This is a genomic window from Halorubellus salinus, from assembly GCF_020567525.1.
Lineage (GTDB): Archaea > Halobacteriota > Halobacteria > Halobacteriales > Natrialbaceae > Halorubellus > Halorubellus salinus.
Genome location: NZ_JAJCVI010000002.1, coordinates 446812 through 471132, shown reverse-complemented (window position 1 = coordinate 471132; position 24321 = coordinate 446812). Strand labels below are relative to the sequence as shown.

Annotated in this window: 27 protein-coding genes; 16 read left to right on the top strand and 11 right to left on the bottom strand. The window is 68.3% G+C overall.

What is annotated here, in order from left to right; translation table 11 throughout:
* Positions 1 to 12: 12 nt before the first annotated feature.
* From LI336_RS06850 to LI336_RS06825, 6 genes are all read left to right on the top strand, one after another.
* Positions 13 to 624: a TetR/AcrR family transcriptional regulator gene (locus tag LI336_RS06850; protein WP_227132167.1), complete on the top strand. Its 612-nt coding sequence runs from the start codon at positions 13 to 15 to the stop codon at positions 622 to 624.
* The gene (locus LI336_RS06845; protein WP_227132165.1) at positions 621 to 1682 is read left to right on the top strand and encodes a proline racemase family protein; all 1062 of its coding nucleotides are present in this window, start codon (positions 621 to 623) and stop codon (positions 1680 to 1682) included. The genes LI336_RS06850 and LI336_RS06845 overlap by 4 nt, the downstream gene beginning before the upstream one ends.
* A 58-nt stretch (positions 1683 to 1740) precedes the next feature.
* Positions 1741 to 2247: an HPP family protein gene (locus LI336_RS06840; protein ID WP_227132163.1), complete on the top strand. Its 507-nt coding sequence runs from the start codon at positions 1741 to 1743 to the stop codon at positions 2245 to 2247.
* 26 nt (positions 2248 to 2273) lie between these two features.
* Positions 2274 to 2798, top strand: a complete 525-nt coding sequence (rimI, locus tag LI336_RS06835) for a ribosomal protein S18-alanine N-acetyltransferase (protein WP_227132162.1) — start codon at positions 2274 to 2276, stop codon at positions 2796 to 2798.
* Between the two features lie 74 nt (positions 2799 to 2872).
* A complete protein-coding gene (locus tag LI336_RS06830) occupies positions 2873 to 3355 on the top strand; it encodes a DUF5810 domain-containing protein (protein WP_227132160.1) in 483 nt (160 codons plus the stop codon).
* Positions 3356 to 3379: 24 nt separating this feature from the next.
* Positions 3380 to 3793: a DUF5809 family protein gene (locus tag LI336_RS06825; protein WP_227132158.1), complete on the top strand. Its 414-nt coding sequence runs from the start codon at positions 3380 to 3382 to the stop codon at positions 3791 to 3793.
* A 26-nt stretch (positions 3794 to 3819) separates the two neighbouring features.
* On the opposite strand, the gene hisH is transcribed toward LI336_RS06825, so the two are convergent.
* Entirely contained in the window at positions 3820 to 4491 is a 672-nt protein-coding gene (gene hisH / locus LI336_RS06820) for an imidazole glycerol phosphate synthase subunit HisH (protein ID WP_227132156.1), read from the bottom strand.
* Between the two features lie 245 nt (positions 4492 to 4736).
* Here hisH and LI336_RS06815 point away from each other — a divergent pair, with 245 nt between their 5' ends.
* The 4 genes from LI336_RS06815 to LI336_RS06800 all read left to right on the top strand — a co-directional run bounded on the left by LI336_RS06815 (position 4737) and on the right by LI336_RS06800 (position 10076).
* On the top strand, positions 4737 to 7013 hold the full coding sequence (locus tag LI336_RS06815; RefSeq protein WP_227132154.1) for a PKD domain-containing protein: 2277 nt from the start codon (positions 4737 to 4739) through the stop codon (positions 7011 to 7013).
* A 246-nt stretch (positions 7014 to 7259) separates the two neighbouring features.
* Positions 7260 to 8228, top strand: coding sequence for a substrate-binding domain-containing protein (locus LI336_RS06810; protein WP_227132152.1), 969 nt, complete (start codon positions 7260 to 7262; stop codon positions 8226 to 8228).
* Positions 8229 to 8289: 61 nt separating this feature from the next.
* A complete protein-coding gene (locus tag LI336_RS06805) occupies positions 8290 to 9045 on the top strand; it encodes a phosphonate ABC transporter ATP-binding protein (RefSeq protein WP_227132150.1) in 756 nt (251 codons plus the stop codon).
* Positions 9042 to 10076 (top strand): PhnE/PtxC family ABC transporter permease, encoded by a 1035-nt coding sequence (locus LI336_RS06800; RefSeq protein WP_227132148.1) that lies wholly within the window; start codon positions 9042 to 9044, stop codon positions 10074 to 10076. Before LI336_RS06805 ends, LI336_RS06800 begins: the two co-directional genes overlap by 4 nt.
* Position 10077: 1 nt before the next feature.
* On the opposite strand, the gene LI336_RS06795 is transcribed toward LI336_RS06800, so the two are convergent.
* The 3 genes from LI336_RS06795 to LI336_RS06785 form a co-directional block, all read right to left on the bottom strand.
* Positions 10078 to 10692 (bottom strand): uracil-DNA glycosylase, encoded by a 615-nt coding sequence (locus LI336_RS06795; protein WP_227132146.1) that lies wholly within the window; start codon positions 10690 to 10692, stop codon positions 10078 to 10080.
* Between the two features lie 81 nt (positions 10693 to 10773).
* A complete protein-coding gene (locus LI336_RS06790) occupies positions 10774 to 11358 on the bottom strand; it encodes an endonuclease dU (RefSeq protein WP_227132144.1) in 585 nt (194 codons plus the stop codon).
* Positions 11355 to 11531 (bottom strand): DUF5786 family protein, encoded by a 177-nt coding sequence (locus LI336_RS06785; RefSeq protein ID WP_227132143.1) that lies wholly within the window; start codon positions 11529 to 11531, stop codon positions 11355 to 11357. Before LI336_RS06785 ends, LI336_RS06790 begins: the two co-directional genes overlap by 4 nt.
* A 107-nt stretch (positions 11532 to 11638) precedes the next feature.
* On the opposite strand from LI336_RS06785, the gene LI336_RS06780 reads away from it, so the two are divergent.
* Positions 11639 to 12253: an MBL fold metallo-hydrolase gene (locus LI336_RS06780; protein ID WP_227132142.1), complete on the top strand. Its 615-nt coding sequence runs from the start codon at positions 11639 to 11641 to the stop codon at positions 12251 to 12253.
* 81 nt (positions 12254 to 12334) lie between these two features.
* On the opposite strand, the gene LI336_RS06775 is transcribed toward LI336_RS06780, so the two are convergent.
* On the bottom strand, positions 12335 to 12484 hold the full coding sequence (locus LI336_RS06775) for a 50S ribosomal protein L40e (protein ID WP_227132140.1): 150 nt from the start codon (positions 12482 to 12484) through the stop codon (positions 12335 to 12337).
* A 263-nt stretch (positions 12485 to 12747) separates the two neighbouring features.
* On the opposite strand from LI336_RS06775, the gene LI336_RS06770 reads away from it, so the two are divergent.
* Positions 12748 to 14532: a site-2 protease family protein gene (locus LI336_RS06770; RefSeq protein ID WP_227132138.1), complete on the top strand. Its 1785-nt coding sequence runs from the start codon at positions 12748 to 12750 to the stop codon at positions 14530 to 14532.
* A 144-nt stretch (positions 14533 to 14676) separates the two neighbouring features.
* Here the strand turns inward: LI336_RS06770 and LI336_RS06765 are convergent, their stop codons facing one another.
* Entirely contained in the window at positions 14677 to 16278 is a 1602-nt protein-coding gene (locus LI336_RS06765; protein WP_227132136.1) for a PGF-CTERM sorting domain-containing protein, read from the bottom strand.
* 75 nt (positions 16279 to 16353) lie between these two features.
* Positions 16354 to 16878, bottom strand: coding sequence for a PadR family transcriptional regulator (locus LI336_RS06760; protein ID WP_227132128.1), 525 nt, complete (start codon positions 16876 to 16878; stop codon positions 16354 to 16356).
* A 126-nt stretch (positions 16879 to 17004) separates the two neighbouring features.
* Here LI336_RS06760 and LI336_RS06755 point away from each other — a divergent pair, with 126 nt between their 5' ends.
* Positions 17005 to 18555 (top strand): heme-binding protein, encoded by a 1551-nt coding sequence (locus LI336_RS06755; RefSeq protein WP_227132127.1) that lies wholly within the window; start codon positions 17005 to 17007, stop codon positions 18553 to 18555.
* 64 nt (positions 18556 to 18619) lie between these two features.
* Here the strand turns inward: LI336_RS06755 and LI336_RS06750 are convergent, their stop codons facing one another.
* From LI336_RS06750 to LI336_RS06735, 4 genes are all read right to left on the bottom strand, one after another.
* On the bottom strand, positions 18620 to 19528 hold the full coding sequence (locus tag LI336_RS06750) for a hypothetical protein (protein WP_227132125.1): 909 nt from the start codon (positions 19526 to 19528) through the stop codon (positions 18620 to 18622).
* 679 nt (positions 19529 to 20207) lie between these two features.
* Positions 20208 to 21266: an aldo/keto reductase gene (locus LI336_RS06745; protein ID WP_227132124.1), complete on the bottom strand. Its 1059-nt coding sequence runs from the start codon at positions 21264 to 21266 to the stop codon at positions 20208 to 20210.
* 84 nt (positions 21267 to 21350) lie between these two features.
* Positions 21351 to 21803: a hypothetical protein gene (locus tag LI336_RS06740; RefSeq protein ID WP_227132123.1), complete on the bottom strand. Its 453-nt coding sequence runs from the start codon at positions 21801 to 21803 to the stop codon at positions 21351 to 21353.
* Between the two features lie 112 nt (positions 21804 to 21915).
* Positions 21916 to 22329 (bottom strand): hypothetical protein, encoded by a 414-nt coding sequence (locus tag LI336_RS06735; RefSeq protein ID WP_227132121.1) that lies wholly within the window; start codon positions 22327 to 22329, stop codon positions 21916 to 21918.
* A gap of 114 nt (positions 22330 to 22443) precedes the next feature.
* Between LI336_RS06735 and LI336_RS06730 the strand changes: the two genes are divergently transcribed.
* From LI336_RS06730 to LI336_RS06720, 3 genes are all read left to right on the top strand, one after another.
* On the top strand, positions 22444 to 23352 hold the full coding sequence (locus tag LI336_RS06730) for an acyltransferase (RefSeq protein ID WP_227132119.1): 909 nt from the start codon (positions 22444 to 22446) through the stop codon (positions 23350 to 23352).
* Positions 23353 to 23564: 212 nt separating this feature from the next.
* The gene (locus LI336_RS06725; RefSeq protein ID WP_227132118.1) at positions 23565 to 23876 is read left to right on the top strand and encodes a DUF7577 domain-containing protein; all 312 of its coding nucleotides are present in this window, start codon (positions 23565 to 23567) and stop codon (positions 23874 to 23876) included.
* Between the two features lie 267 nt (positions 23877 to 24143).
* Positions 24144 to 24299, top strand: a complete 156-nt coding sequence (locus LI336_RS06720; protein WP_227132116.1) for a DUF7331 family protein — start codon at positions 24144 to 24146, stop codon at positions 24297 to 24299.
* Positions 24300 to 24321 lie beyond the last annotated feature (22 nt).

Here is a 24321-nt window from a genome sequence, read left to right as displayed (position 1 = left end):
TAGTCGGTCAGTATGAGCGAGACGTACGCCGACGACGAGTCCGAGGCCGTCCAGCAGATCATGCGCGGGACGTTCGAGGCGCTCTGCGAGCGCGGGTACGCGGACCTCCGCATGGTCGACATCGCGGACCGTACGGACCTCTCGAAGTCGACGCTGCACTATCACTTCGACTCGAAGCACGACCTCCTCGTGGCGTTCCTCGAGTTCCTCTACGACGACTTCGAGTCCGAGCTCGCGAGCATCGCCGGCGACGACCCCGGCGAGCGTCTGCGGGAGGTCGTCCGAACCGTCTACCACGGCGACGACGACGGTCGGGAGGAACTCCGCGTCGCGATACTCGAGATAGAGAGTCAGGCGCCGTACGACGACGCGTTCCAGGACGCGCTCAGGCGGTTCGACCGCCTCCTGCACGACGTCGTCCGGTCGAACGTCGAGGAGGGCAAGGAAACCGGGCAGTTCCGGCAGGACGTGGACGCGGACGCGGTCGCGACGTTCGTCGCCACGGCGCTCACGGGCGCGCACAACCGCCGCGTGAGTCTCGGCGTGGACACGAGCGACGTGGAGACGCTGCTGCTCGACTACCTCGAGGAACGCTTGCTGGAAGCGGAGGAGTCGGACGGATGAACTGGGACGCTTCGCTCCCCGAGGCGTGGTCGCGAGTCGAGACGATAGACGCCCACGCCGCCGGGGAACCGCTCCGCGTCGTCGTCGACGGGTTCCCCGCCCTCGACGGCGACACCATCCTGGCGCGACGACGCGACCTGGAGGCGAGCCACGACGACCTACGGACCGCGCTCGTGCTGGAACCGCGCGGGCACGCCGACATGTACGCCGCCATCCTCACCGACGCGGTGACGTCCGAGGGCGACGTCGGCGTGCTGTTCGCGCACAACGACGGCTACAGCACGATGTGCGGGCACGGTATCGTCGCGCTCGGCGTCGTCCTCGTCGAGACCGGGATGGTCGACGCGAGCGTCCCCGAGACGACCATCGGGTTCGACACGCCCGCGGGCCTCGTGACCGCGACCGCGACGGTCGAGCGGGCGGACGGGGGTGACGGCCGCGACCGCGACGGCCCCCGCGTCACCTCGGTGTCGTTCGAGAACGTCCCGTCGTTCGTGCACGCGCTTGACGAACCCGTCGACGTCCCGGGGTACGGCGAGGTCACGGTCGACGTCGCCTACGGCGGCGCGTTCTACGCGTACTGCGACGTCGACGGGTTCGACCTCGAACTGACGCCGGGCAACGGCGACGCCTTGCGGCGCGCGGGGATGGCGGTCAAGCGCGCGGTCGCAGACGCGGTCGACCTCCATCACCCGAAGGCCGACGACCTCGAGTACGTCTACGGCACCATCTTCCGCGGGCCGGCTCGCGGCGACGACGCGGACTCGCGGAACGTCTGCGTGTTCGCGGACGGCCAGATAGACCGGTCGCCGACCGGCACGGGCGTGAGCGGTCGGCTCGCCATCCAGCACGCCCGCGGCGCGCTCGACGTCGGCGACGCGTTCGTCGTCGAGAGCATCCTCGGCACGACGTTCACCGGCGGGGTCGCCGCGACGACGACCGTCGGCGATCTGGACGCGGTCGTCCCGCGCGTCACCGGGAGCGCGCACGTCACGGGCCGCAACGAGTTCGTCCGCGACCCCACCGACCCGCTCCGCGACGGCTTCCGCGTGGACTGACTCGACTGGTCGACCGAGAGCGTCACGCTGAAACCCGCGGCACCGCTCGGCTGGGTCAATGACGGGCGGGTCGGCGGGTGCGCGAACGCTCGAACTGGCGCGGAGCGCTCGCGCCGGCGTGCTCCTGCTCGTGTCGACCGCGGCCGCCTTCGTCTCGGGCGTCCCGCTCGTGTTCCCGAGCCTCGGGCCGTCGGCGTACGTGCTCGCGACCGCCGACGACCCGCCAGCTGGTCGGGTGGTCCTCGGCGGGCACGCGGTCGGCGTCGTCGCCGGCGCGCTCTCGTACCACGCGCTCGCCGGCGGACACGTCGTCACGACCGCGGTACCGCCGGGTACGCTCGCGACAGTCCGCCTTGGCGTCGCGGGCGCGCTCGCCGTGGCCGCCACCACGTTCGGGATGCGCGCCCTCGGCGTCTCGCACGCCCCGGCGTGCGCGACGACGCTCATCGTCTCGCTCGGCCTCCTCACGACCGCACTCCAGCTCGCGGGCGTCGTCGCGTCCGTCGGCGCACTCCTCGCCGCCGACGCTGCCATCGACCGGGTCGGCGGGGACCCCGAGAATTGATACGCGAGCGCGACCAATCGAGAGGCGTGACGACGACTGCCCCTCTCCCCGACGACGGTCGGTCGCGGATCCGGCCCGCGGAGCGCGCGGACCTCCTCGCCATCTACCGCATCGAGAAGGCGTCGTTCCCGCAGCCGTGGCCCTACGAGGTGTTCGACCGGTTCCTCGACGACCCCGGGTTCCTCGTCGCCGAGGAGGGCGACGCGGTCGTCGGGTACGTCGTCGCGGACGTCGTCCCGAACCACGGGCGTGCGTTCGGGCACGTCAAGGACCTCGCGGTCCACCCCGAGCGCCGCGGCCATGGCTACGGTCGGCGGTTGCTCGCACATGCACTGACGCGACTCGCGGAGGGCGACGCGACGAGCGTGAAGCTCGAGGTCCGCGAGGGCAACGACGCCGCCATCTACCTCTACGAGGACTTCGGGTTCCAGACGCTCCGGCGCGTCGGCGGCTACTACGAGGACGGCACGGACGCGTTCGTGATGGTGCGCGGCCTCGACGACTGGGGACGACGCGACCGCGACTACGGCGCGACCGACGGCGTGGACTGACCGCGGCGTCGACGACGTGGATCGGCAACGCGAGTCCCGAACCCCTTTGTCCGCGTAGCGCTTGCTCCTAGCCAATGGCGTACCGTTGTCCGGTGTGCGACAACCCCGAGACCGACGCGGAGCATCTCGCCAACCACCTCGCGTTCACCGCGGTCATCCGCGGGGACGGCCACGAGTCGTGGCTGGACGAGCACGTCCCCGACTGGGGCGACGACGACCCCGAGTCGCTCGCGCCGAAGGTCGCGGAGGCGGTCCCCGAGGTCGAGGTCCCTGAGTTCGAGGGCGACGACCACGCGAGCCACGACCACGGCGGGCGACTGGAGGACGAACTCGCCCAGCAGGGCGGGCATCGCGGCCCGGGCGCCGGTGGGATGGGCGAGAGCGCGGGTGCACCTGCCGGTGGCCGCGGCGACCTGACCGAGGACGCAGCGGGCGTGATGCAGGAAGCCCAGCGACTCACCGAGCAGATGTACGGGCTCGACGAGGACGGCGACGGCGACGAGTCCACTGCCTCCGACGCGGACGCGGACGAGGACGCTGCAAGCGAAAGCGAGTAGTTCCCGACGCCGGAACCCTCGCGTATGGACGTCGAAGGGAGGCTGTCGCCCGAGACCGAGTGGGCGGCGCGCGAGGCGTACGAGGCCGTCGGGCCGACCGCCCAGCTCGTCGTGAAGGAGGTCGCGAAGGCGATGGCGTTCGACCGCGAGGAGTACCGCGAGCGCGTCACCGGCGACGTCGTCGAGACCGCGCGCGACGTCTTGTTCGCCGCGGAACTCGAGGTCCGCGTCGGCTCGCGCGACGAGTACGAGGCGTGGCGCGAGGGGTTCGAGGGCGAGGTGAGCGAGCGCGGGAGCGAGAACGTGGACTCTGTCGCGTGGCACGTCGCGCCGTTCGCGGACGCCGCGGTCGCGGCGACGTTCCAGGCCGAACGCGACGCTGCCGTCGGCACGCTCCGCCGGCAGGCGTACGGCGAGATATACAAGGCGCGCTTCTGACGGCCGATATCGACCAGCTGACCCTCTCAGCCGTCGACGCAGAGGTCGACGAAGTTCCGGAGGATGCGGAGCCCGGTCTCGCCGGACTTCTCGGGGTGGAACTGGGTGCCGAAGACGGTGCCGTCCTCGTTGGCGACGACGCTCGCGAAGTCGTGCCCGTAGTCGGTGGTGGCGACGACCGCGTGCTCGTCGTCGGGCACCGCGTAGTACGAGTGCACGAAGTACGCGTGCTCGCCGTCGACGCCGTCGACGATGGGGTGCTCGCGCTGCACGTCGAGCTCGTTCCAGCCCATGTGCGGGACGGTGAGGTCGGTCGCGAACCGCTCGTTCGTGCCCGGGATGAGGTCGAGGCCTTTCGCGTCGCCCTGCCCGGCCTTCTCGGCTTCCTCGCTCGACGTGAGGAGCATCTGCATCCCGAGGCAGATACCGAACAGGGGCGTGTCGGATTCGGCGACCTCGCGGAGCGTGTCGCGGAACGGCCCGGCGTTCTCCATGCCTTCGCCGAACGCACCGACGCCCGGGAGGACGACGCCGTCCGCGCTCGAGATCGCGTCGACGTCGTCGGTGATGGTGACCGCCGCACCGGCGCGCTCCAGGCCGCGCGTGACGCTGCGGAGGTTCCCGAGCCCGTAGTCGACGACGACGACGTCGGCGACGGCGGCGTCCGTGCGGTCTGCGCTCGCGGACTGCTGGCTCATACGGCAGTGTCGGTGCCGGCGACTCATACTGGTTTCCCATCCGGCCCCATCTGCCGTGACGCCACCGAGAGCAGTACCGTTGGAGATTTCCGAACCGGATGCTCGAAGCGTGTGCTCGGCGAATCCACCGCTATCGTCGTTTCGACTGCCGTCATCCAAATACTCTCGAATTATTTACGTTAATTCCTAAGACTATATATCGGATACAGAAGACTTTAATTAAAGTCGCCTCTCATCGTAGGACGATGCGTCGACGACGCTTCATCGAACTCACCGCGGCGACCGCCCTCGCAGGGTCGGCGTCCGCGCAGGCCGGGCACCGATCCGCATCCACCATCACACGACTCCGATTCCACTCGTCGGGCTCGTTCTACCACGCCGACGGCGGCCCGCTCACGGACGACGCGTTCGTCCCCGTGTGGGCCGAGGACACCGCGACCAACGACGACGCCGACTACAACTACGACGCCTTCGAGTACTGGGACTCCCGCCGGATTCCCCTCGTGGCGGTCGACGAGGGCGTCGTCGCGTTCGGCTCCACGCTCGTCGACGACGACGCGCTCACCGGCGAGTACGACAACGTCCAGTTCCTCCTCAACGTGTGGAACGCCGAGGTCGGGTCCGGCACCGTCCTCTGGGACGAATCCAACGGCCAGTACTGGACGCTCGACGAGTTCAGCGAGTTCGAAGCCGCCGCCGAGAAAGAGGGCTTCGACGTCCAGGCCACCCAGAACCTCCACAACGACCTCGCCGAGGCCGACGCCGCGGTCATCACCGCCCCCGGCGAGTACCTCACCGACGGCGAACTCGACGCGCTCGCCGCGTTCGTCGCCGACGGCGGGACGCTGTTCCTCCACGACCAGTCCGACTACAACGACTACGACGCCACCCAGCGACTCGACGAGATCTGCTATCGACTCGGGACCGTCTTCCAGTTCAACGACGACCAGGTGTACGACGACGACCAGAACGCCGGCGCGAACTACCAGCCGACGACCGGCGTCTTCGTCACCGACTTCCCGTACTTCGACGGCGGCGACGGCGGCGGTGATGGTGACGGGAACGAGGCGCCGACGGCGAGCGCGAGCGTCGACGACGCGACCGTCGCGCCAGGGACGAGCGTCTCCTTCGACGGCACCGGCTCGACGGACGCCGACGGTTCGGTCGCGAGCTACGACTGGACGTTCGGCGACGGCGCGACCGCGACCGGCGCCACGCCCACGCACACCTACGACACCACGGGGAGCTACGACGCGACGCTCACCGTCACCGACGACGACGGCGCGACCGACACCGCCACCGTCACCGTCACGGTCGAGGACGGGTCGCCGGACACGACCACCGTCACCATCGACTCGCTGAGCGACGGCGACACGTTCGACGTCCAGTTCGACGACGGCTCCACGGAGAGCATCCGCGTGCTCGGCATCGACACCGCCGAGAAAGCCCAGAACCAGGACGCCGAACGCCCCCCGGAGTGGGAGGGCATCGACTCGCTCGACTACCTCGCGACGTGGGGCGAGGAAGGCACGCAGTACGCCGAGGACGCGTTCGACGTCGGCGACACCGTCGAGATATTCTACGACGACAACGAAGGCAAGACCGACCCGTTCGGTCGCCTGCTCGCGTACGTGAAGTACGACGCGACCGGCGACGGCTCCCGGGACACGCTCTACAACGAGCAGATCGTCGAGGACGGGTACGCTCGCGTCTACGGCTCCAGTCTCGCGAAGCACGACGCGTTCCTCGCCGCCGAGCAGGCCGCGCGCTCGAACGACCTCGGTATCTGGGCGAACTCGGACCCGGACGCCTCCAGCGAGATCCGCGACAGCCCCGTGAGCGAACTGTTCTTCCCGCAGGCCGCCGCGGTCACGAGCAGCGACGGCCCGCTCTCGTCGAGTCGCGTCCCCGTGACGGACGCCGGGGGCGCGAACGCACTCGTCGGCGTGGACGCGGCGAACAACGTCGCGATGGTCGGCGGCCTCGTCATCGACGAGACTTACGAGGCCGAGGAAGGGTACGCGGTCGACACGAGCGACTACGGGAACTTCCCGTTCCTCATGAACCTCGTCGACTCCCTCGCAGATTCGACTGCCGGCACCGTCCTCATCGACGGTGGCCACGGCCAGTTCGGGTCCGACGCCGCGCTCTCCAGCGAGGACGCCGCGTACTACCAGCGCTACCTCGAGGGGCAGGACGTCGGGTTCGAGCAACGCAACGACCTCGCGAACGCCGACCTCTCCGCGGGTCGTGCGCTCGTCGTCACCACGCCCGCGAGCGGGTTCACGAGCGCCGAGGTCGACGCCGTCCAGTCGTTCGCGGCGAACGGCGGTGCCGTCGTCCTCGTGGGTGCCGCCAACGGCGACGCGACCGCGCTCGACGACCTCGCGAGCGCGCTGGGCAGCGACCTCCGCCTCGGATCGGCGGTCACCGACTACGCGAACAACCTGAACGGCGACGACGCCATCCCGGTCACCTCGAACTTCGACACCACGTTCGACCTGTTCGGCCCCTACAGCTGAGCACTCTATAGTCGAGAGGAGACGCTCGCGAACGCCGTCGTGTCGTCGAGGCGAAATGCACGACGGAACCGGGACGACTTCCGAATCTGTTCTCAGACGCCACGACTGGTTCCCATCCGTATCGTCTAAGCCGCGTCCTGCTTTAACATGAGAGCTAACCGAGTTCTATTTTTTGTCCTACATAGTTCTACATAGAACGATTAGGAAAACTTAAGGTCGTAATCAAGAACTATGAATTGATTCGCAATGGCAAGTCGACGCGATTTCCTCAAGGCGACAGGCACGGCAGGAGCACTCGGGCTCACGAGCACGGCAGGCTGTCTCGGTAGCTTCGGCAGCCAGCCGTACAACGACGGCACGGTCCAGTTCATGATGAGCCCGACCGAGCCCCAGAACTACATGATGAAGCAGTACGGTCCCATGCGGGACCACATCGAGAGCTCGCTCGACAACGCCGACGTCGAGCTCCAGTACGCCTCGAACTACTCCGCGGTCCTCCAGGGTCTGGGCTCCGGGTCCGCCGACATCGCCGAGACCGGTCCGTTCGCGGCCGCACTCGGCGTGAAGTCCGACGACGCCGAGATCGCGCTCCAGCGCAAAGCCTACGGCGGCTGGAAGTACACGAGCGTCATCGTCACGCGCGAGGACTCCGACATCGAGAGCCTCAGCGACCTCAAGGGCAAGACGATCGCGTTCGCGGACATCACGTCCGCGTCCGGTTCGCTGTACCCGCTCTGGATGCTGAAGGAGGAAGGCCTCGAGATCGGCGAGGCACCGACCTCGGACAACGGCGCCGACTTCACGGGCACGTGGTCCGGGCACGCGGAAGCGTTCAAGACGCTCCAGGACGGCCAGGCCGACGCGGCCGGCGTCGGGAAGTTCATCACGCAGGGCGACGACGGCTACGTCGACGGCGTCCGTCCCGTCGCGGACTACATGGAGGACTACAACGAGAACGGGATCCCGCGCGCCCCGATGGTGACGAGCCCCGAGCTCTCCGACGAGAACAAGGAGCAGCTCGTCAGCGCCATCTCGAACGCGCCCGACGAGGCGTACCTCGGCGCGAACGGCAAGCCGAACTCCGAGACCGGCGAGGACGCGACCGAGGACGACCTCTGGTTCTCCGGCGTTCGCCCCGCGAGCCTCGAGACGTACCAGCCGGTCATCGACGTCGCGAACTCCCTGGGCCTCAGCACGGACCTCCTCGACGGATAACCGATTCGTCCGCCGAGTCGAGTCCGAAAGCAACTAACCGTTCTTCACGAATTATTTGCCAATGCCAGCGATCACAGTAGAGAACCTGACAAAGCGTTACGGGGATACCGTGGCGCTCGAGGACGCCTCGTTCACCATCCCGGAGGGCGAGTTCGTCGTGCTCCTCGGGCCATCGGGCGCAGGGAAATCGACCCTGCTACGCATCCTGAACGGCCTCACCGAGCCGACCGAGGGCGGCGTCTACATGGGCGACCGGAAGCTCAGTGGACGACGCAGCGACATCGGCATGGTGTTCCAGATGCACTACCTCGTCGAGTCGATGAGCGCGTACAAGAACGCCCTGACGGGCGCACTCAGCCGCGAGGACCTCCTCCGGAGTCTCCTGACGTGGTACGACACGCCGGACAAGGTCGCAGCGCTCGAAGCGCTCGACACCGTCGGGCTGCTGGACGAAGCCCAGCAGCGAGCGGGGTCGATGTCCGGCGGCCAGAAACAGCGCGTCGGCATCGCTCGCGCGCTCGTCCAGCAACCGGACCTGATGCTCGCCGACGAACCCGTCGCGAGCCTCGACCCGAAGGCCGCGGAGGAAGTGATGGGGTACATGCGTGACGCGGCGAAGGAACGCACCCTCACGACCATCGCGAGCCTCCACCAGGTCGGGCTCGCGCGCGAGTTCGGCGAACGCTACATCGGGCTGCGCGACGGTCGCGTCGTCTTCGACGGCGGGAAGGACGACCTGACGATGGACGTCGTCGACGAGATATACTACGAGGAGGACGAGGAAGCGTCCGCGGCAACCCAGGAGGCGATACAATGAGCGAGGAGAGCGCGTCCGTCGACATGCGTGGCACGCAAGCGGAGACGACCCAGCGCGTCAAGGACCGACTGATGCAGATAGAGCGCGCGCAACGCATCCGTCGGTTCCTCATGGTCGGTCTCGTCGTCGGGGTGCTCGGCGCGACCGGTGCGGGCCTCACGTACCTCGGGTTCACGGTCGCAGCGGTCGTCCGCCAGTTCCCGGTGTTCCTCGACAACATGTTCAACTTCGCGACGCCGGACTTCCGGTTCTTCACGCTGTACTCCTCGGAGCAGCAGCTCAGCGGCTGGAACGGGCTCTTCCAGAGCCTCCTCAACCCCGGGTCGCTCGTCGACGCCATCATGCAGCGCAACGAGGGGACGAGCATCGTCGGTGCGAGCGTCGTCACCATCATCGTCGGCCTCACCGGCACCGTCGTCGGGTTCCCGCTCGCGCTGTTCTTCGGCGTGCTCGGGAGCGAGCGCGTGACGCCGTTCCCGTTCAACTTCCTGTTCCGCGGGACGATGAGTACCATCCGCGCCATCCCCGCGATCGTCTGGGTGCTGTTCTACATCCCCGTGTTCGGGCCGACGCCGCTCTCGGCGATGTTCGCCATCGCGACCGACACCATCGGGAACATGGGGCGGCTGTTCACGGACGAACTCGAGGAGGTCGAGGAAGGCCCCATCGAGGCGATCTCGTCGACGGGCGCGAACCGCTCGCAGGTCATCGGCTTCGGGATGCTCTCGCAGGTGTTCTCGTCGTTCATCGCGTGGGCGCTGTACATCACGGAGATCAACGTCCGCATCGCCATCTCGCTGGGTGTCGTCGGCGCGGGCGGACTCGGTCAGTACATCAAGGGTCAGCTCGCGCAGCTCGCGTTCAGTCGCGCGGCGGCTGGCATCTTCATGGTCATCGTCATCGTCATCAGCGTCGAGCTGTTCTCCTCGCGGCTGCGGTCGCGACTCCGTCCGGAGGAGGATACCGGTGACGGGTTCTTCGCTGCGGTGAAGCGGTTGTTCGACGGCGATCGCTGGCTCGGTCGGTCCTAACTCAGAACTCGCCGAGGCGGGACTGCCCGCCGCTTCCTTCCGTTTCGACGCCCGCGAGCGCCGCGGCTTCGGCGATGGCGTCGGTGAACGTGTCGCGTTGACTGCGGTCGTAGAGCGTCGCCGCGGGGTGGACGCTCAGGACGACGCGGAACTGGCGGTCGCCGACGCGGACGTCGTGGACGTCGCCGGCTTCGTTCGTGATGGCGACGTCGCGTTCGAGGAGGTGCTGGCTCGGGACCTTCCCGAGGGTCACGACGACGTCGGGGTCGACCGCGTCGAGTTCGCGTTCGAGGTGGTCGCGGCAGTTCGCGAGCTCTTCGGTCTTCGGGTCGCGGTTGTCCGGTGGCCGACAGCGGACGCAGTTCGTGATGCGGACGTCCTCGCGGAGGAGGCCGACGTCGCCGAGTGCGTCGTCGAGGACGTCCCCCGATCGGCCGACGAACGGCTCGCCTCGTTCGTCCTCGTTCGCACCTGGCGCTTCGCCCACGAAGCACAGCGAGGCGTCGTCGGGCCCGACGCCGTTGACGATCCGTGACCGCGAGTCACAGAGGTCCGGGCAGCGCGTGCAGGCGGTGACGGTCGCGCCGTCGAACGCGACCGCGTCGTCGTCGCTCATGTGCACACCGCGGTGGGGAACGCTCCTAACGGTTTCGTCCGCGAGCGCTCGGGCCGCTCCGGGAGGCGGTGACGGCGCAGGCTACCGGTCGTTCCGGAGGGCGTCGCCGGCGCGCGCGACCTCGCGGGCGACGCGCACCGGTTCCGGCCGGCCGCCCTCGTGCGTGAACGCGCGGACGACCTCGGCCGCGTGCTCGTCGCCGATGCCGACCGCGCGGACGTAGACGACGTCGTCGCGGCCCTCGTCACGGTCGTCGTCGCTGGCGACCCGTACGGAGTGGCGTGCCGGGAGCGCCCGGTACGCGTCGAGGCGCGCGTCGAGTGCGTCCCCGTCGAACGCGTCGCGGAGCGCCGGTTCGAGGCTCTCGCTGCCCTCGAACGTCACCGCGAGGACCGGCCGGTCCAGGCGCTCGTGGAGCGCGTCGAGGTCGAGGAGGTTGTACCACGCGAGCGCCACGCCCGCGACCACGACGTAGCGCGCGTCCGGTCGGCCGAGGGCTTCGACGACGTCACCGACGCCGTCGGTCGCGTCGCTCCCACCGACCGTACAGCGCCCGAAAGAAACGGATTCGACGGCTCTGTCGCGTCGTACGACCACGCCCGCGAGGGTGCTCGCGTCGCCGGTGTAGGACTCGGCGACCCCCACCGCGCGCGCCCCCGTCTTCACGTCTCGTCTTTGATGTCCTGCAAGCGATCGAGGAGTTCGTCGTTCGATGCCCCGTTCTCGAAGTCGACCTCACCGTCGTGGTCCGTATCACGGCCGTCGACGGTATCCTCGTCCAGGTCTGTGTCGATTTCCTGAGAGCCCTGCTCGGACTCGTCGTAACTCCCAAAACCCATACGTGTGAAACAATACCGTGCAGGGTCAAAAGCGTCACGGGCGATTCGTCAGTTTCCAAACGCGTGGCGCGTCAGGCTTTAGTAATCGACCGTCCGTCCGTACGCATGTGACAGTACATACGGTGACGGCGGACGCGGAGACGTTCACGTGCAACGCCTATCTCTCGACGGGCGACGTGACGGCGCTCGTGGACGCTGGCGCGTACGACGGCGTCGTCGACGCGGTCCGCGAGCACGTCGACGACGTCGACGTCGTCTACCTCACGCACCAGCACGGCGACCACGTCGCGCAACTGGACGCGGTCGTCGACGCGTTCGACCCGGACGTCTACGCGTACGCCGAGCACGAGCATCGGACGCACGCCCTCGACGACGGGGACACCGTCCCCATCGGCGACGAGGACTTCGAGGTCGTCTACACGCCAGGGCACGCGAGCGACCACGTCTCGTTCGTCTCCGAGACGACACTGTACTCGGGTGACGTGGTCGTGCACGACGACGGCGCGTTCGACTACGGGAGCTTCGGGCGCACCGACTACGCGGGCCAGAGCCGCGAGCGCCTCATCGAGAGCATCCAGCACCTCCTCGACCGGTTCCCCGACACCGTCGAGCACATGTACGCCGGCCACGGGAGCGAGTTCCACGGCGACGTCCGGGACGTCGTCGAGACCGCGCTCGCTCGCGCCGAGAAACGCGAACCGAAGTACCCCGACGAGGCCTGAGCGCAGCGCGTCGTCGAACGACCGGCCACAGCGTCGTCACTCGCGAACGAGCAAGTGATGCGGAAGAAAGCGACTCGCGGATCAGGCTGCGCGCGCTTCCTTCGCCTTCGGGCGAAGGTTCTTGTACCCGCACTTCCGGCAGCGCTTCGCTTCCTTGGAGTTCCGGGCGTTACATCGCATGCAGATCATCTTCTCGAGGTTCCGCGCTTCTGCTTCCTTGAAACTGGCCATACCGTCCCTCTCGCCCCAGCGCTGTTAAACGTTTCCGAGTTGCGCCGCGAGCCACGCTGAACGCGACGACTGGCCGCCACCGTCGCCCGGCGCTCGCGTCGAGACGCACGGCCCACGACGGGGTGCGTCGTCGCGAGCGCAACCGACGAAGGTGTACGTCGCCGCGAGCGCAACCGAGTTCGGTCCCGCGACTGCGCCCGAGTGCACCCCCACGAGATGGGGTAACCAAAGCCATTTGCCCGCCCGTCCCCCAGAGACGAGTGATGGTCTCCACGCTGCAGTGGGTGCTGTTCGGGCTCGCAGTCTACTGGCTCGCTGTCATCTACGCGAACCGGAACGGGCTCCTCCCGTCGTTCGTCGGGACGAGCGGGCCGATCCTCACCCTGCACACGAAGCGCGGGCGGGTGTTCCTGAACTGGCTCGCCGGCCCGAAGCGGTTCTGGCGTGCCTGGGCGAACGTCGGCGTCGGTATCGCGCTCGTCGTCATGATCGGGTCGTTCGTCGCACTCGTGTTCGCCGCACTCAACGTCGTCCAGGACCCCGCCCAGCAGACGGTCAGTAACCCGAAGAACTTCCTCGTCATCCCCGGCGTCAACGACTTCCTCCCGCTGTCGGCCGCGCCCGGTATCGTGTTCGGGCTCGCGGTCGGCCTCATCGTCCACGAGGGCGGGCACGGCCTCCTCTCACGCGTCGAAGACATCGAGATCGAGTCCATGGGGCTCGCCCTCCTCGCCATCCTCCCCATCGGCGCGTTCGTCGAACCGAACGAGAAACAGCGCCGCGAGCGGACGCGTGGCGCGCAGACGCGGATGTTCGCCGCGGGCGTCACGAACAACTTCGCGGTGACGGTCGTCGCGTACGCGCTCCTGTTCGGCCCCATCATCGCGTCGCTGTCGGTCGCACCGGGCGCGGCGGTCGCCGGGGCGTTCCCGGGGTCGCCCGCTGCGCAAGCGGACATCGGCGAAGGCGACCGCATCACGGCGTTCGACGGCGCCGTCGTCGAGTCGAACGCGGACGTCTCCGCGATGCTCGCGAACACCACCGCGGAGACCGTCGAGGTCGAGATCGACGGGGAGCGCACCGAGCGCGTGGAACGAACCGTCCTCGTCACGCAGTCCGTGCGTGGTGGTCCAGCCGCGGTCGCACCGGAGGATACGATAACCGCGATCAACGGGACGGCGATCAGTACCACCGCCGGGTTCTACGACGCCGTCGAGGCGTCCCCCGGGCCGGTGAACGCGACCGTCGAACGCGCGAACGGGACGGTCGCGAACACCGAGTTCGTCGCCGGTGCGTACGTCCGCGTGCTCGACGGTGACCCGTTCGCCGCCGGTGGCGCGCCCGCGGGCGAGATGATCGTCGTCACCGCGGTCGACGGTGAGCGGGTCGTCGACACGCGCGAACTCGTCCGGTACGTCGAGAACCAGGACCCGGGCACGACCGTCTCCATCACCGCGTACCACGACGGTGCTCGCGAGACCTACGAGGTCGAACTCGGCGCGCAGAACGGCGGCGGATTCCTCGGCGTCCAGCCCGTGTTCGGGACGACCGGGCTCGTCGTCACTGACTTCGGCGTGCAGCTGTATCCCGCCGAGAACTACCTCGGCGCGCTCGGCGGCGGCGGCCCCGGTGACACTGGCCTCGTCCAGTGGTTCTTCGGGACGATGATCGGGACGCTCGTCCTCCCGTTCGCGAGCGCGTTCGGCGCGTTCAACCTCCCGCTGAACTTCGCTGGCTTCCAGGGCCCGATAACGAACTTCTACGTCGCGAGCGGCGGCCCGCTCTCGGCCCTCGGCGCCGACGCGCTGTTCGTGCTCGCGAACCTCGCGTTCTGGACCGGGTGGATCAACGTCCAGCTCGGGTTCTTCAACTGCATCCCGGCGTTCCCGCTCGACGGCGGTCACATCCTCCGCACGAGCACGGAAGCCATCATCTCGCGGCTCCCGATCGACCCGAAGCGCCGGCACGTCCGGTACGTCACGACGAGCGTCGGCGTCACGATGCTCGTCTGCCTGCTCGCGATGGTCGTCGTCCCCAGCCTCCTCTGACCGCGCGACGCCTCGGGAGTCCTCTGCGCCGGCGACCGTCGAACTGGTTCTCGCGCTGGTTCTCACCCTCTCAGCGGCCCGTCCCCGAGTCCGTCCGAAAAGCGTCGAGCCGTCCCAGTGTCGGCCGCTCGAAGGGGACGTTTGTCAGTCGCGCGTCCGTGCGAGCAGTGCGACGGCAGCGAGTGCGACGACAGCGACCGCGAGCCCGAACCCGGGCATCCCGTTCGCGTCGTCGGACGCGCCGGCCGTGCCGTCGTCGGTCGTCCCGGTTCCAGTCCTCGTCGCCGTCGTCGTGGTACCGGCCGCGCTGGTCGGGGTCGTCGTCGACGAAGTCGTCGTGCCCAGTTCCGTCCCGTCGACGACTTCGACCGCGAACGTGGTGCTCGCATCGGCGGCGACGAAGCGGTAGCGTGCCGTCCCGACTGCCTCGGCGCTGAGCGGGACGATCACCGTCTCGGTCGCTCCAGCCGCGACGTCGAGGGATTCGGTCGTGACGTTCTCGCCGTCGTGAACCACGCGGACGGTCGTCGTCACGTCGACGCCCCCGGTGTTCTCGACGGCGACCGCGGCCTGGAACTCGTCTCCGACGTCGACGATGTCCGGGGCGTCGACGTGGCCGAGTTCGATGGCCGGCGAATCGCTCTGGTTCGCGTCCGTCACGGCGACCGCGACGTCGACCTCCGACGCAGCCGTTCCGTTGCCGGCGTACAGCGACAGCGTGTACTCGCCGTCGACGTCGACGTCGCCGACGTCGCCGTCGGGCCGCCGTCGGGTCGCGTCGACGAGCGTCGTCCCGTTGCCGGCGGCGAGTGCAGCGTCGGCGGTCTGGTTCGCGGTCGCGTTCCACGCGAGGACGGCGCGGCCGTCGCCGTCGGAGTCGGCGAGAGTCGCGACGAACGACACCGGTTCGTCCTCGCTCCCGACGACGACGGTCGCGCGGTCGGTGCGTCCGTCGAGTTCGACCGGTACGCGAACCACACCGGCGTCGGATGCGGGGTTCACCGTCCGGGGGAACCAGGCGTCGACGATCGGGACAGACTCGACGGTCACGGTCGCGTTCGCACTGGCGGTGGCGTCGACCGGCGTGAACGCGAGCGTCGCGTTGCCCGCGGTGACGCGGGAGAAGTTCGCTGTCAGTTCGGCGGTCGACGAGACCCCGGAGAGGACGACCGCGTCGCTGGTGGCGTCGCTGTCGGTGTCGACGGACTCGCCGCGGCCGAGGACGCGCCGGAGCGTCGACCCGTCGAGGTCGGCGCTGGTGACGGCGAGGTCGTACCCGCCCCGGTTCGACCGGAGCGAGACGTTCGTCGTCGTAGCTCCTTGCTCGCCGGTGTTTCGCACGGTAGACGCGTCCAGCGTGACGTCGAGCGTCTGCGCGCGAAGCCGGAAGGAGACGGTTCGAGCGCTCCCGTCGGCGACGAGCCGGTACCGGCCGGCCTCCGCGCCCGCCGTGTGCACGCGGACGTGGTCGTCCTCCACGGGAACGTCCGCGACGAACACCCACTCGCCGTCCTCCCTGTGCTGGAGTTCGACGGCGTCGACGCGCCAGCGGTCGTCGACGAGCGTCTGGCCGACCCAGTAGACGCCGCCGTCCTCGATGGTCGCGTCGGGCGCGGCCGACGCGGCGCCGGTCGACGTCCGGCCCTCAGGGGGTGCGCTCGTCGCCGCGGCCGTGCCAAGCGATGCGACGGCCGTCAGCGCGACGAGCGCGACGACCAGCCACGTTCGTGCTCGACTGGAGGGCATCGCCTCGGACGTCATCGCGAACTGATAAAAACCTCGTGGACCCGCAGGTGACTGGCCCTCTGAACGTCGGCGGCGCTACTCGTCGTCGCGGTCGACGCCGTGCGCGTCGTAGAACTCGTCGGGGGTCGCGTCCACGCGCTCGAAGTCACCGAAGTAGTGGTCGTGGTGTCGGATCATCTGCTCGACGATCCACGCCGAGAAGTCCTCGTCGAAGTGCCACTCGCCGTCGAGCGCCGGCACCTCGAACCGGTCGTCGCACGAGAACGCGACGTAGACGTGATAGAACCCGAGGATGACGTCCGCGAACTCCTTGGCCTTCTTCGCGGATTCCTCCCGTCGCCGCGCGAGCTCCTCGACGCCGTCGTCGGTAAGCTCGAAGTACTTCCGGTCGGGCTCGTCCTCGCGCTCGATCCGCTGCGCCCACCCCTCGTCCTCGAACTTGTACAATATCGGGTACACCGACCCGTACGATGGCTCCCAGTGGCCGCCGCTGATGTCCGTTATCTCCTTGAGTATCTCGTACCCGTACCGTGGTTTCTCCGCGAGGAGTTCCAGGACGATGTACGCGATGAGCCCCTTCGGCGGGCCGCTCTTACGCATCTTGTAAATATCTTCCGTGGCGGTCGTGAAAGGGTTTCGATACTCGGAGTCCGTTGCCGCTGCCGGCGTCGCCGTCCCCGACCCGAGACCGACACGGCCTTTTGGACGCCCCCCGAAGCCGCGAGCATGAAGCAACGCGAACCGCCGCTCACGGCGGAAGGGTCGTACGTACTGCACGACTTCCGGACGGTGGACTGGGACGCCTGGCGGGAGGCACCCGAGCACGAGCGCGAGCGCGCACTCGAGGAGGGCGAGGACTTCCTCGTGCACCGCGAGCACGCCGCCCGGAGCGAGGACGGCGAGTCCGCGCTCTACTCGGTGATGGGTCACAAGGCGGACCTCCTCTTCCTGCACTTGCGGCCGACGATGGCGGACCTCGACCGCATCGAGCGGTCGTTCGAGGACACCGCGCTCGCGGCGTTCACCGAACGCACGACGAGTTACGTCTCGGTCACGGAGGCGTCGGGGTACGGCGAGCAGACGCGCGAGTACCTCGCGGGCGAGACCGACGAGGACGCCGCCATCGGCGACTACATCGACGACCGTCTCCACCCGGAGATTCCCGACAGCGAGTTCGTCTCGTTCTACCCGATGAGCAAGCGCCGCCAACCCGAGCAGAACTGGTACGATACGCCGTACGACGACCGTGCCGAGCACATCATGCGCCACGCCGACATCGGCCGGGACTACGCGGGGAAGGTCGACCAGATGATCTGCTCGTCCGTCGGCATGGACGACCACGAGTGGGGCATCACGCTCTGGGCGGACGACCTCTCGAACGTGAAGGACCTCCTGAACGAGATGCGGTTCGACCCGTCGACGTCGCAGTTCGCGGAGTTCGGCGACTTCCTCGTCGGCCGGCAGTTCCCGCCCGCGGACCTCGCGGCGTTCTTCGCGGGCGAGAACATCCCCGTTCCCGAGGGCGAGCGCGACACCGGCGACGCCGAAGGCAACCATCACGACCACGCTCACGGCGACGACGACCACCACGCCCACGGCGAGGACGGCCATCACCACGGTGACGACGACGACGAGCATCACCATGGCGACGACGAGGCCGCCCACGGCGACGACGCCGGCGGGCCGCCAGTGGACGTGCGCGACGAACTCGAGGCCGAGGGCGTGTACGGCGGCCAGCCCCACGGGGAGGACGTGTACGCGGTCGTCCTCTACTCGGAGGCGGACGTCGACGAGCTCTACGAGGAGATGGACGGCCTACGCGGGAACTTCGAGCACTACGACCGCCACGTGAAGACCGCGGTCTACGAGAACCCCGATGGCCCGCACGCGGTCGCGAGCGTCTGGGAGGCCCAGGACGCCGCCGACACCGCGAGCGGGTTCCTCACCGACCTCCCCGGTATCGTCCGGCAGGCGGGCGACGACGCCGACGCCGACACGTGGGGGACGATGGGGATGTTCTACACGACCAAGCCCGAGAAACGCGAGGACTTCGTCGACAAGTTCGAGACCGTCGGCGGCGTGCTCGCCGACATGGACGGGCACGTCAAGACTGACCTGCTCGCGAACGTCGAGGACGAGAACGACATGTTCATCGCGTCACGCTGGCAGTCCCGCGACGACGCGATGGCGTTCTTCCGCTCGGACGCCTTCAGCGACACCGTCGACTGGGGACGCGACGTCCTCGCCGACCGACCACGGCACGTCTTTCTGGCGTGAACTGACCGCAGCAGCATACGGCGACCGCCAGGTCGCCGTTTCTGTTTGGGTTCGTGCGTCGTCGTCAGGCGCTCCCGACGTAGAAGTCGTACGCGCCGGTGGCTTCGGTGCCGGTGACCTCGACGACGCGGCCGTTCGTCGATATCTCGACGTCCTGGAACTCGTCGAACGTGTCGTCGGCGTCCACCCAGTCCTCGATGTCGCCGTCGTCGATGTCGGACGCCTCGTTGAATACGCGGACGAACGTCGTCTCGATGCCGTCGTCGACGAGCACGGAGTCGATACCGCGCGCGACCTCGCCTGCGAAGTCGCCGTCGTCGGTGTCGGTCGACTCCACCTCGTCGTACGTCCGCATGGACTGGATGGCGCTGTCGCCGAACGCGTCCGTGAGCGCTTTGAAGTCCTCGTTGTCGGCGGCGTAGCTCTCGGCGTCACCGGCGTTCACGTCGAGGATGCCTTCGAGGACTGCTTCGGCGTTGTCCGCGCTCCCGAAGATTCCCGTCGAGCGCGCGACGACGACCTCGCTGCTCCCGATGCCGACCGCGGCGTCCTCGTCCGGGCCGACGTACACGTCGTAGTTCTTGTACGCGTCCTCGTCGCTGAACTCCTCGGCTTCGAGCGTCGACGCCACGTCGTCGGCTTCGAAGTCCGCAGCGAGGACGGCGTTCTTCCCGAACGCCAGCTGGGCGTCCGTCGTCCCGAACTCGAACCCGACGAGGTCGCGCGCGGAACTGCCGAACGACCGCATCGCGTCGTAGACGTCGTCGTCGAAGTTCGCCGCGCGCTCGGCGATCGCCGAGGGCTTGTACCGCAGTGACAGGTAGTGGTCGACGTCGCCGACCGTCCCCGGCTGGTAGAGCCACTGCGTCTCGCTCGCACCCCCGGACCCGCCGAGGATGCTCGAACAACCCGCTAGGGCGACCGCACCGGACGCCGCAGCGACCTTCAACAATGAACGCCGTGTTCGTGTCATGCCACAACCGAGTGGCCTTGGTTACATAGGTCCTCCGCCAAAGTTGTATTGCACAAACAGTTGACTGGAACGCGTTCACGTATCACATCGACACGCCCACAGTCGGAACTCGCGGGCGTCATCGACACGTCACTACTCGGGACTCGCTTGCGCCATCGGTCCGTCGAGAGTCGGGACTCGCGGGCTTGAGCGTTCGACGGACGACGAGACGGCATCGGCAAGCAACCGACGGGCGGCGCTATCGCTCGCTGTAGGATTGGGTTGGTCGCACCGAAAGAATCCGATGAAGCCGGCCGCGAAAGCGGCCGGCCTCGGACCGTAGATGGGTGGGTGGGTGGGTGGGTGGAACCGGCCTGACGTGGGTGGGTGGGTGGGTGGTGTCGGCCGGTGGATTCGGTGGTGCGGTTGTCGACGTCTGCACGAGTGCACCCGGTACGACGGAACCGACTGGCGTCGGCCTCCCCCCTCGTATGGTGTGCGTGTGCGGACAGGCCCTGGCGGCTCGATGTGGGGACGAGCGCCAACGGGCACTCCATGCTACGACGGTATCCCATATCAGTATAGGCTGCCTAAACGAGCCGTAAGGAGTGCTTACGGATGTCGGACGGGCGGTTCGATGCCGTCGACCCGGCCGTCTTCTGGACGCCTGTCCAGTACTCGGGGGTGTGGGGGCGTCGCCTCAGTCGCCCGCGACGTGCTTGTCCAGGCCGGCGCGCTCGATGTCCTCGCCGTCGACGGACGACCGGAGGCTGTCCATGCCGTCGTCGCGATCGAGCTCGAAGCCGTTCGCCTGGAGTTCGCGAACGCGCTCGTACTCCTCGGCCGACAGCGGCGGGACGTCGCTCGCCGCCGCCCACGCGTCGATGTCCTCGCGCGTGCGGAACGTCGGCGTCACCGTCGCCACCGCGTCGTGATAGAGGAGGTACTGGAGCGTCCCCTGGGCCATCGTTCGCTCGCCGTCGCCCTCCAGGAACCGGAGTGCCTCGACCTTCTCGAACCCCGTCTCGAACCACGCGTCCGGCCGGTACGCGCGATGGTCGCCCTCGCCCGGCGGATTCTCGGGCGTGATCTGCTCGTTCAGCAGTCCAGATGAGTGCGGGACGCGCGGAACCAGACTCGTCTCGCTCCCGGTCTCCTCGATGACCTCCAGGAACCGGTCGCCGATCTCGGGCTCCAGAGCGTTCCAGACGAGCTGGACGGAATCGAACTCCTCGCGGATCGCCTTCTCGCCCTCCGCGAGCCACCCGATGCTCGGCCCGAGCGCGATACCGATCGCGTCCGCACGACCGCTCTCCCTGACCTCGTCGAGCCACTCGAGGACGTCCGCGTCTATCTCCTCGACGTTCGCGTTGTGCAACTGGAGGAGTTCGACCTTCTCGAACCCGAGCCGGTCGAGACTCTGCTCGAGTGCGTCGTCGAGGTACTCGGGGTGCATCTCCTTCGGGAGTTCGCCGTGCCCGGCCTGCGGGTTGTTGTAGAAGTCGTACCCGATCTTCGTCGCGACGGATACCTCGTCGCGGACGTCCGCGAGCGCGTCGCCGACGAGCTCCTCGCTGTGGCCGTGCCCGTACACGTCGCCGGTGTCGAAGTACGTGATACCCTGGTCGAACGCGTAGCGGAGCATCTCCTTGGCCTCCTCGTCAGTACGGTCGCCCCACCAGTCGGTGCCGACCGTCCACGCGCCGAACCCGATCTCGGACACGTCGACGCCCGCTGCGCCGAGTTCGCGGTAGTGCATACGCCGGCCTAGGGACGCCCGGCACTTAGCGGGTGTGCTTCGTCGCCATCGACTGAGAAGCGAACCGACGGCTGGACCGGACCGTCACCCGACGTCGACGCGTATCGGCTCGTCGCCGTCGGTCGTCCGCGCGCGCCCGCACTGCTCGCCGTCGCAACCGACCACCACGGACAGGGGTGTGCGTTCGGAGATACCTCGTTCCGGGACCACGACGACGCGGATCGGTTCGCCGACCGCGTCGTACCCCTCGGCGTCGATGTCGTCGGGAAGGACGTAGGACCGACTGCCGAGCGCGCGGTCGACCGAGATGCTCACGCGCATCCCCTCGGTGCTTCGGAAGGAGACGGTCCCGGACCAGACGACGGTGTCGGCGTCGACGCTCACGCGCACCGAGTCGTACGTGTCATCGCCGAAGACGCCCAAGGCCCCCGTGCACCCTGCGCCGGCCGTCGCGACCAACGTCGCGCCCGCAGCGACGACGCCTCTACGGGTCGCATTCACGTCGCCCGCTCGCCGACCCGTGCCGCCTGTGCCCATACGGCACGCAAGTTTTGCGGGGAGTTCTTAAACCTTCGCACCTCGCTACGGTCCCCCGCTCCTGTCCCACGACCGACTCCCCGGTGTCAACCGCACGACCGACTCCCCGATGTCACTCCAGGGTGAGGGTGATGGCGTCGTCGAGCCCGGTGACGGTCCCGGACGCGAGCTCGGCATCGTCCGTCGAGAGCGACGCCGAGAGCGGGTTCGCCGGGTCGTGACCGGCCATCGGCGCTGCGACGAACTCGACCGGCGTGTACAGCTCGGTGACGCGGTCGTGTACCTCGAAGTCGGCGGGCGCGAGGTAGTCGACGTCACCGAGTCCGTACAGGTCCTCCCAGCGTTCGGTGGCGTCGACGTCGCGGAACCCGAGCGTCCCCACCCAGAGCGACCCCGGGCCGGTGACCGACACCGATAGCCGCTCGAAGCGTCGAGGTCGCCTGCTCGCGAGCGTCCCCGAGAGCGCCGGGAACGACGCCGCCGCCGCGGCCAACCCGGCCAGCGCCGACCGACGAGAGTACGTCATATGCTAGCAAGGCACTGTATTGGCATGAGTCCTTGGCCGCACGAAGACGATGGCGGGACGACGCGTCCTTCGCACAACCAAACGGGTATCAGGGCCGACCGCCAACTGGCGAGCATGACGAAACGGCACGTCACGCTTCCCGGGGGCGCCGAAGCCGGCGTCCGGGCGTTCATCGAGGACGTCGACGAGCGACTCCGCGGCGACGACGAGTCCACGTGCGAGGTCGTCGAGGACGTCCTCGTCGACCTCCACGGCGACCGCGACGCATACGAGCGCTGGCAGAACGACGCGGACGTCTCGCCCGCAGAACGCGTCCGCCTCCAGGGATACGACCCCTGCAACACGACCCTCGAGTCCGAGTACTACGCCGAGAAGGACGAGGAGACGTTCGAGACCTCCAAGCACCTCCAGTGGCTCTGGCGGCAGTTCGACGCGACGCCGATGGCGGACAACGTCGAGTTCGCGCTCCGGTTCCGCGCGATGCTCGCCGACCACCTCTTCGAGGAGTGCGGCGACGGCTGCCGGTTCTTCAAGGGCATCACGTTCACGTACGGCCACAACATCACGGTCGGGGACAACGTCGTCGTCCACGACGACGTCCACCTCGACGACCGCGGGAAGCTCACGATCGGCGACCGCGTCTCCATCAGCGACGACGCCCACATCTACAGTCACGACCACGACGTCGTCGACCAGACCGCGGTCGAGAACTACCACACCATCATCGAGGACGACGCCCGCATCACGTACGACACGATGGTTCGCGCCGGCTGCAAGATAGGCGAGAACGCGGTCGTCGGCGCGAAAGCCGCCGTCTCCAGCGACGTCCCCGCGCACCACGTCGCGGTCGGGTCGCCCGCCAAGAGCGTGAAGGTCAAGCCCGGCTGGGAGTCCGTCGCCGAACCGCTCGAGGACGCGAACGTGAACCGGCAGGCAGAACGCCGCATCGAGTACGAGCTCGACGACGACGTCGACGTCTTCGACGAGTTCCGCCGCGACCTCACGCCACCCGGCGACCGCTGACGACGCCACCTCCCCGTCCCTTCTTGCCCCGTCCGGTCCTGCCTCGGTCCCATCCTATCCCGTCGTTCCCCGTCCCGGACGCCTCTTTCTCCTCCGCGCGCTCGTCTTCGAGTGAGCCTCGGTCGTCTACTTCGGCGTCGCGTCGTCCGAACTCGCGCGCAGGTGCACCCGCCAGCGACAACAATCAAGTGCTATGCGAACAACTAGCACATATGGTCGAGGTCTGGAGCTGGATAATCGGCTACGTCATCCTGTTCGCGGTCGTCCAGCTTGCCATCTACGCGTACTACGTGCGCCGCGGGGAGGGCAACCCGCAGGCGAGCGCCATCGGCGACCCCGAAGAATACGCGCGCGCCGGCGACCGCGTCCACCGGAACCACGTCGACGAGGACGACCTCGACGACGCCCTCCCACCGGCACGCCCGACCGAGGAGGCGTTCCGCGCGTGCCCGCACTGCGGCACCGCCAACGAAAACGTCGGCACCATCAAGTACTGCCGTAACTGCACGCGTTCGCTCGGCTGACCCCCGACACCGCTCGAACCGGACGCCCCATCCACCACTCGACCCACCAGCCTGCCCACTCCGTCAGCCCGCTCACTCCGTCAGCCCGTGCACTCTGCCAGCCTGTGCACTCCGCCAGCGCGCTCGCGTTGCGCTCGACTCCCACCAGTCGACCCTGGACCACCCCCGGCCACACCAACACGACCCGTGGCCGTCATGCTTTTATCGACGCGCTCACCCGGCCAGCAAGCATAAGACCGACCGAACTATATCCTGCATCGAACCCGGATGCAGTCACAGGAAAACGAAGATGCCGACCGCTACGTCGGCCGTGAAACCGTCGAAGGAATGGTCATCTACGACCGCGAGAACCTGGACGCCTGGATCGAATCCGACACCACGCGACCAGTCGAAGACGGACTCGAACGGCGCGACGAAGCCTGAAACCCCAGGGGTGGGGTGGGTA

Bases quoted from the DNA above. Each gene is read 5' to 3' on its own strand.
- LI336_RS06850 (WP_227132167.1), top strand. From the start codon at position 13: ATGAGCGAGACGTACGCCGACGACGAGTCCGAGGCCGTCCAGCAGATC.
- LI336_RS06845 (WP_227132165.1), top strand. From the start codon at position 621: ATGAACTGGGACGCTTCGCTCCCCGAGGCGTGGTCGCGAGTCGAGACG.
- LI336_RS06840 (WP_227132163.1), top strand. From the start codon at position 1,741: ATGACGGGCGGGTCGGCGGGTGCGCGAACGCTCGAACTGGCGCGGAGC.
- LI336_RS06830 (WP_227132160.1), top strand. From the start codon at position 2,873: ATGGCGTACCGTTGTCCGGTGTGCGACAACCCCGAGACCGACGCGGAG.
- LI336_RS06825 (WP_227132158.1), top strand. From the start codon at position 3,380: ATGGACGTCGAAGGGAGGCTGTCGCCCGAGACCGAGTGGGCGGCGCGC.
- hisH (WP_227132156.1), bottom strand. From the start codon at position 4,491: ATGAGCCAGCAGTCCGCGAGCGCAGACCGCACGGACGCCGCCGTCGCC.
- LI336_RS06815 (WP_227132154.1), top strand. From the start codon at position 4,737: ATGCGTCGACGACGCTTCATCGAACTCACCGCGGCGACCGCCCTCGCA.
- LI336_RS06810 (WP_227132152.1), top strand. From the start codon at position 7,260: ATGGCAAGTCGACGCGATTTCCTCAAGGCGACAGGCACGGCAGGAGCA.
- LI336_RS06805 (WP_227132150.1), top strand. From the start codon at position 8,290: ATGCCAGCGATCACAGTAGAGAACCTGACAAAGCGTTACGGGGATACC.
- LI336_RS06800 (WP_227132148.1), top strand. From the start codon at position 9,042: ATGAGCGAGGAGAGCGCGTCCGTCGACATGCGTGGCACGCAAGCGGAG.
- LI336_RS06795 (WP_227132146.1), bottom strand. From the start codon at position 10,692: ATGAGCGACGACGACGCGGTCGCGTTCGACGGCGCGACCGTCACCGCC.
- LI336_RS06785 (WP_227132143.1), bottom strand. From the start codon at position 11,531: ATGGGTTTTGGGAGTTACGACGAGTCCGAGCAGGGCTCTCAGGAAATC.
- LI336_RS06775 (WP_227132140.1), bottom strand. From the start codon at position 12,484: ATGGCCAGTTTCAAGGAAGCAGAAGCGCGGAACCTCGAGAAGATGATC.
- LI336_RS06770 (WP_227132138.1), top strand. From the start codon at position 12,748: ATGGTCTCCACGCTGCAGTGGGTGCTGTTCGGGCTCGCAGTCTACTGG.
- LI336_RS06765 (WP_227132136.1), bottom strand. From the start codon at position 16,278: ATGCCCTCCAGTCGAGCACGAACGTGGCTGGTCGTCGCGCTCGTCGCG.
- LI336_RS06760 (WP_227132128.1), bottom strand. From the start codon at position 16,878: ATGCGTAAGAGCGGCCCGCCGAAGGGGCTCATCGCGTACATCGTCCTG.
- LI336_RS06755 (WP_227132127.1), top strand. From the start codon at position 17,005: ATGAAGCAACGCGAACCGCCGCTCACGGCGGAAGGGTCGTACGTACTG.
- LI336_RS06750 (WP_227132125.1), bottom strand. From the start codon at position 19,528: ATGACACGAACACGGCGTTCATTGTTGAAGGTCGCTGCGGCGTCCGGT.
- LI336_RS06745 (WP_227132124.1), bottom strand. From the start codon at position 21,266: ATGCACTACCGCGAACTCGGCGCAGCGGGCGTCGACGTGTCCGAGATC.
- LI336_RS06740 (WP_227132123.1), bottom strand. From the start codon at position 21,803: ATGGGCACAGGCGGCACGGGTCGGCGAGCGGGCGACGTGAATGCGACC.
- LI336_RS06735 (WP_227132121.1), bottom strand. From the start codon at position 22,329: ATGACGTACTCTCGTCGGTCGGCGCTGGCCGGGTTGGCCGCGGCGGCG.
- LI336_RS06730 (WP_227132119.1), top strand. From the start codon at position 22,444: ATGACGAAACGGCACGTCACGCTTCCCGGGGGCGCCGAAGCCGGCGTC.
- LI336_RS06725 (WP_227132118.1), top strand. From the start codon at position 23,565: ATGGTCGAGGTCTGGAGCTGGATAATCGGCTACGTCATCCTGTTCGCG.
- LI336_RS06720 (WP_227132116.1), top strand. From the start codon at position 24,144: ATGCAGTCACAGGAAAACGAAGATGCCGACCGCTACGTCGGCCGTGAA.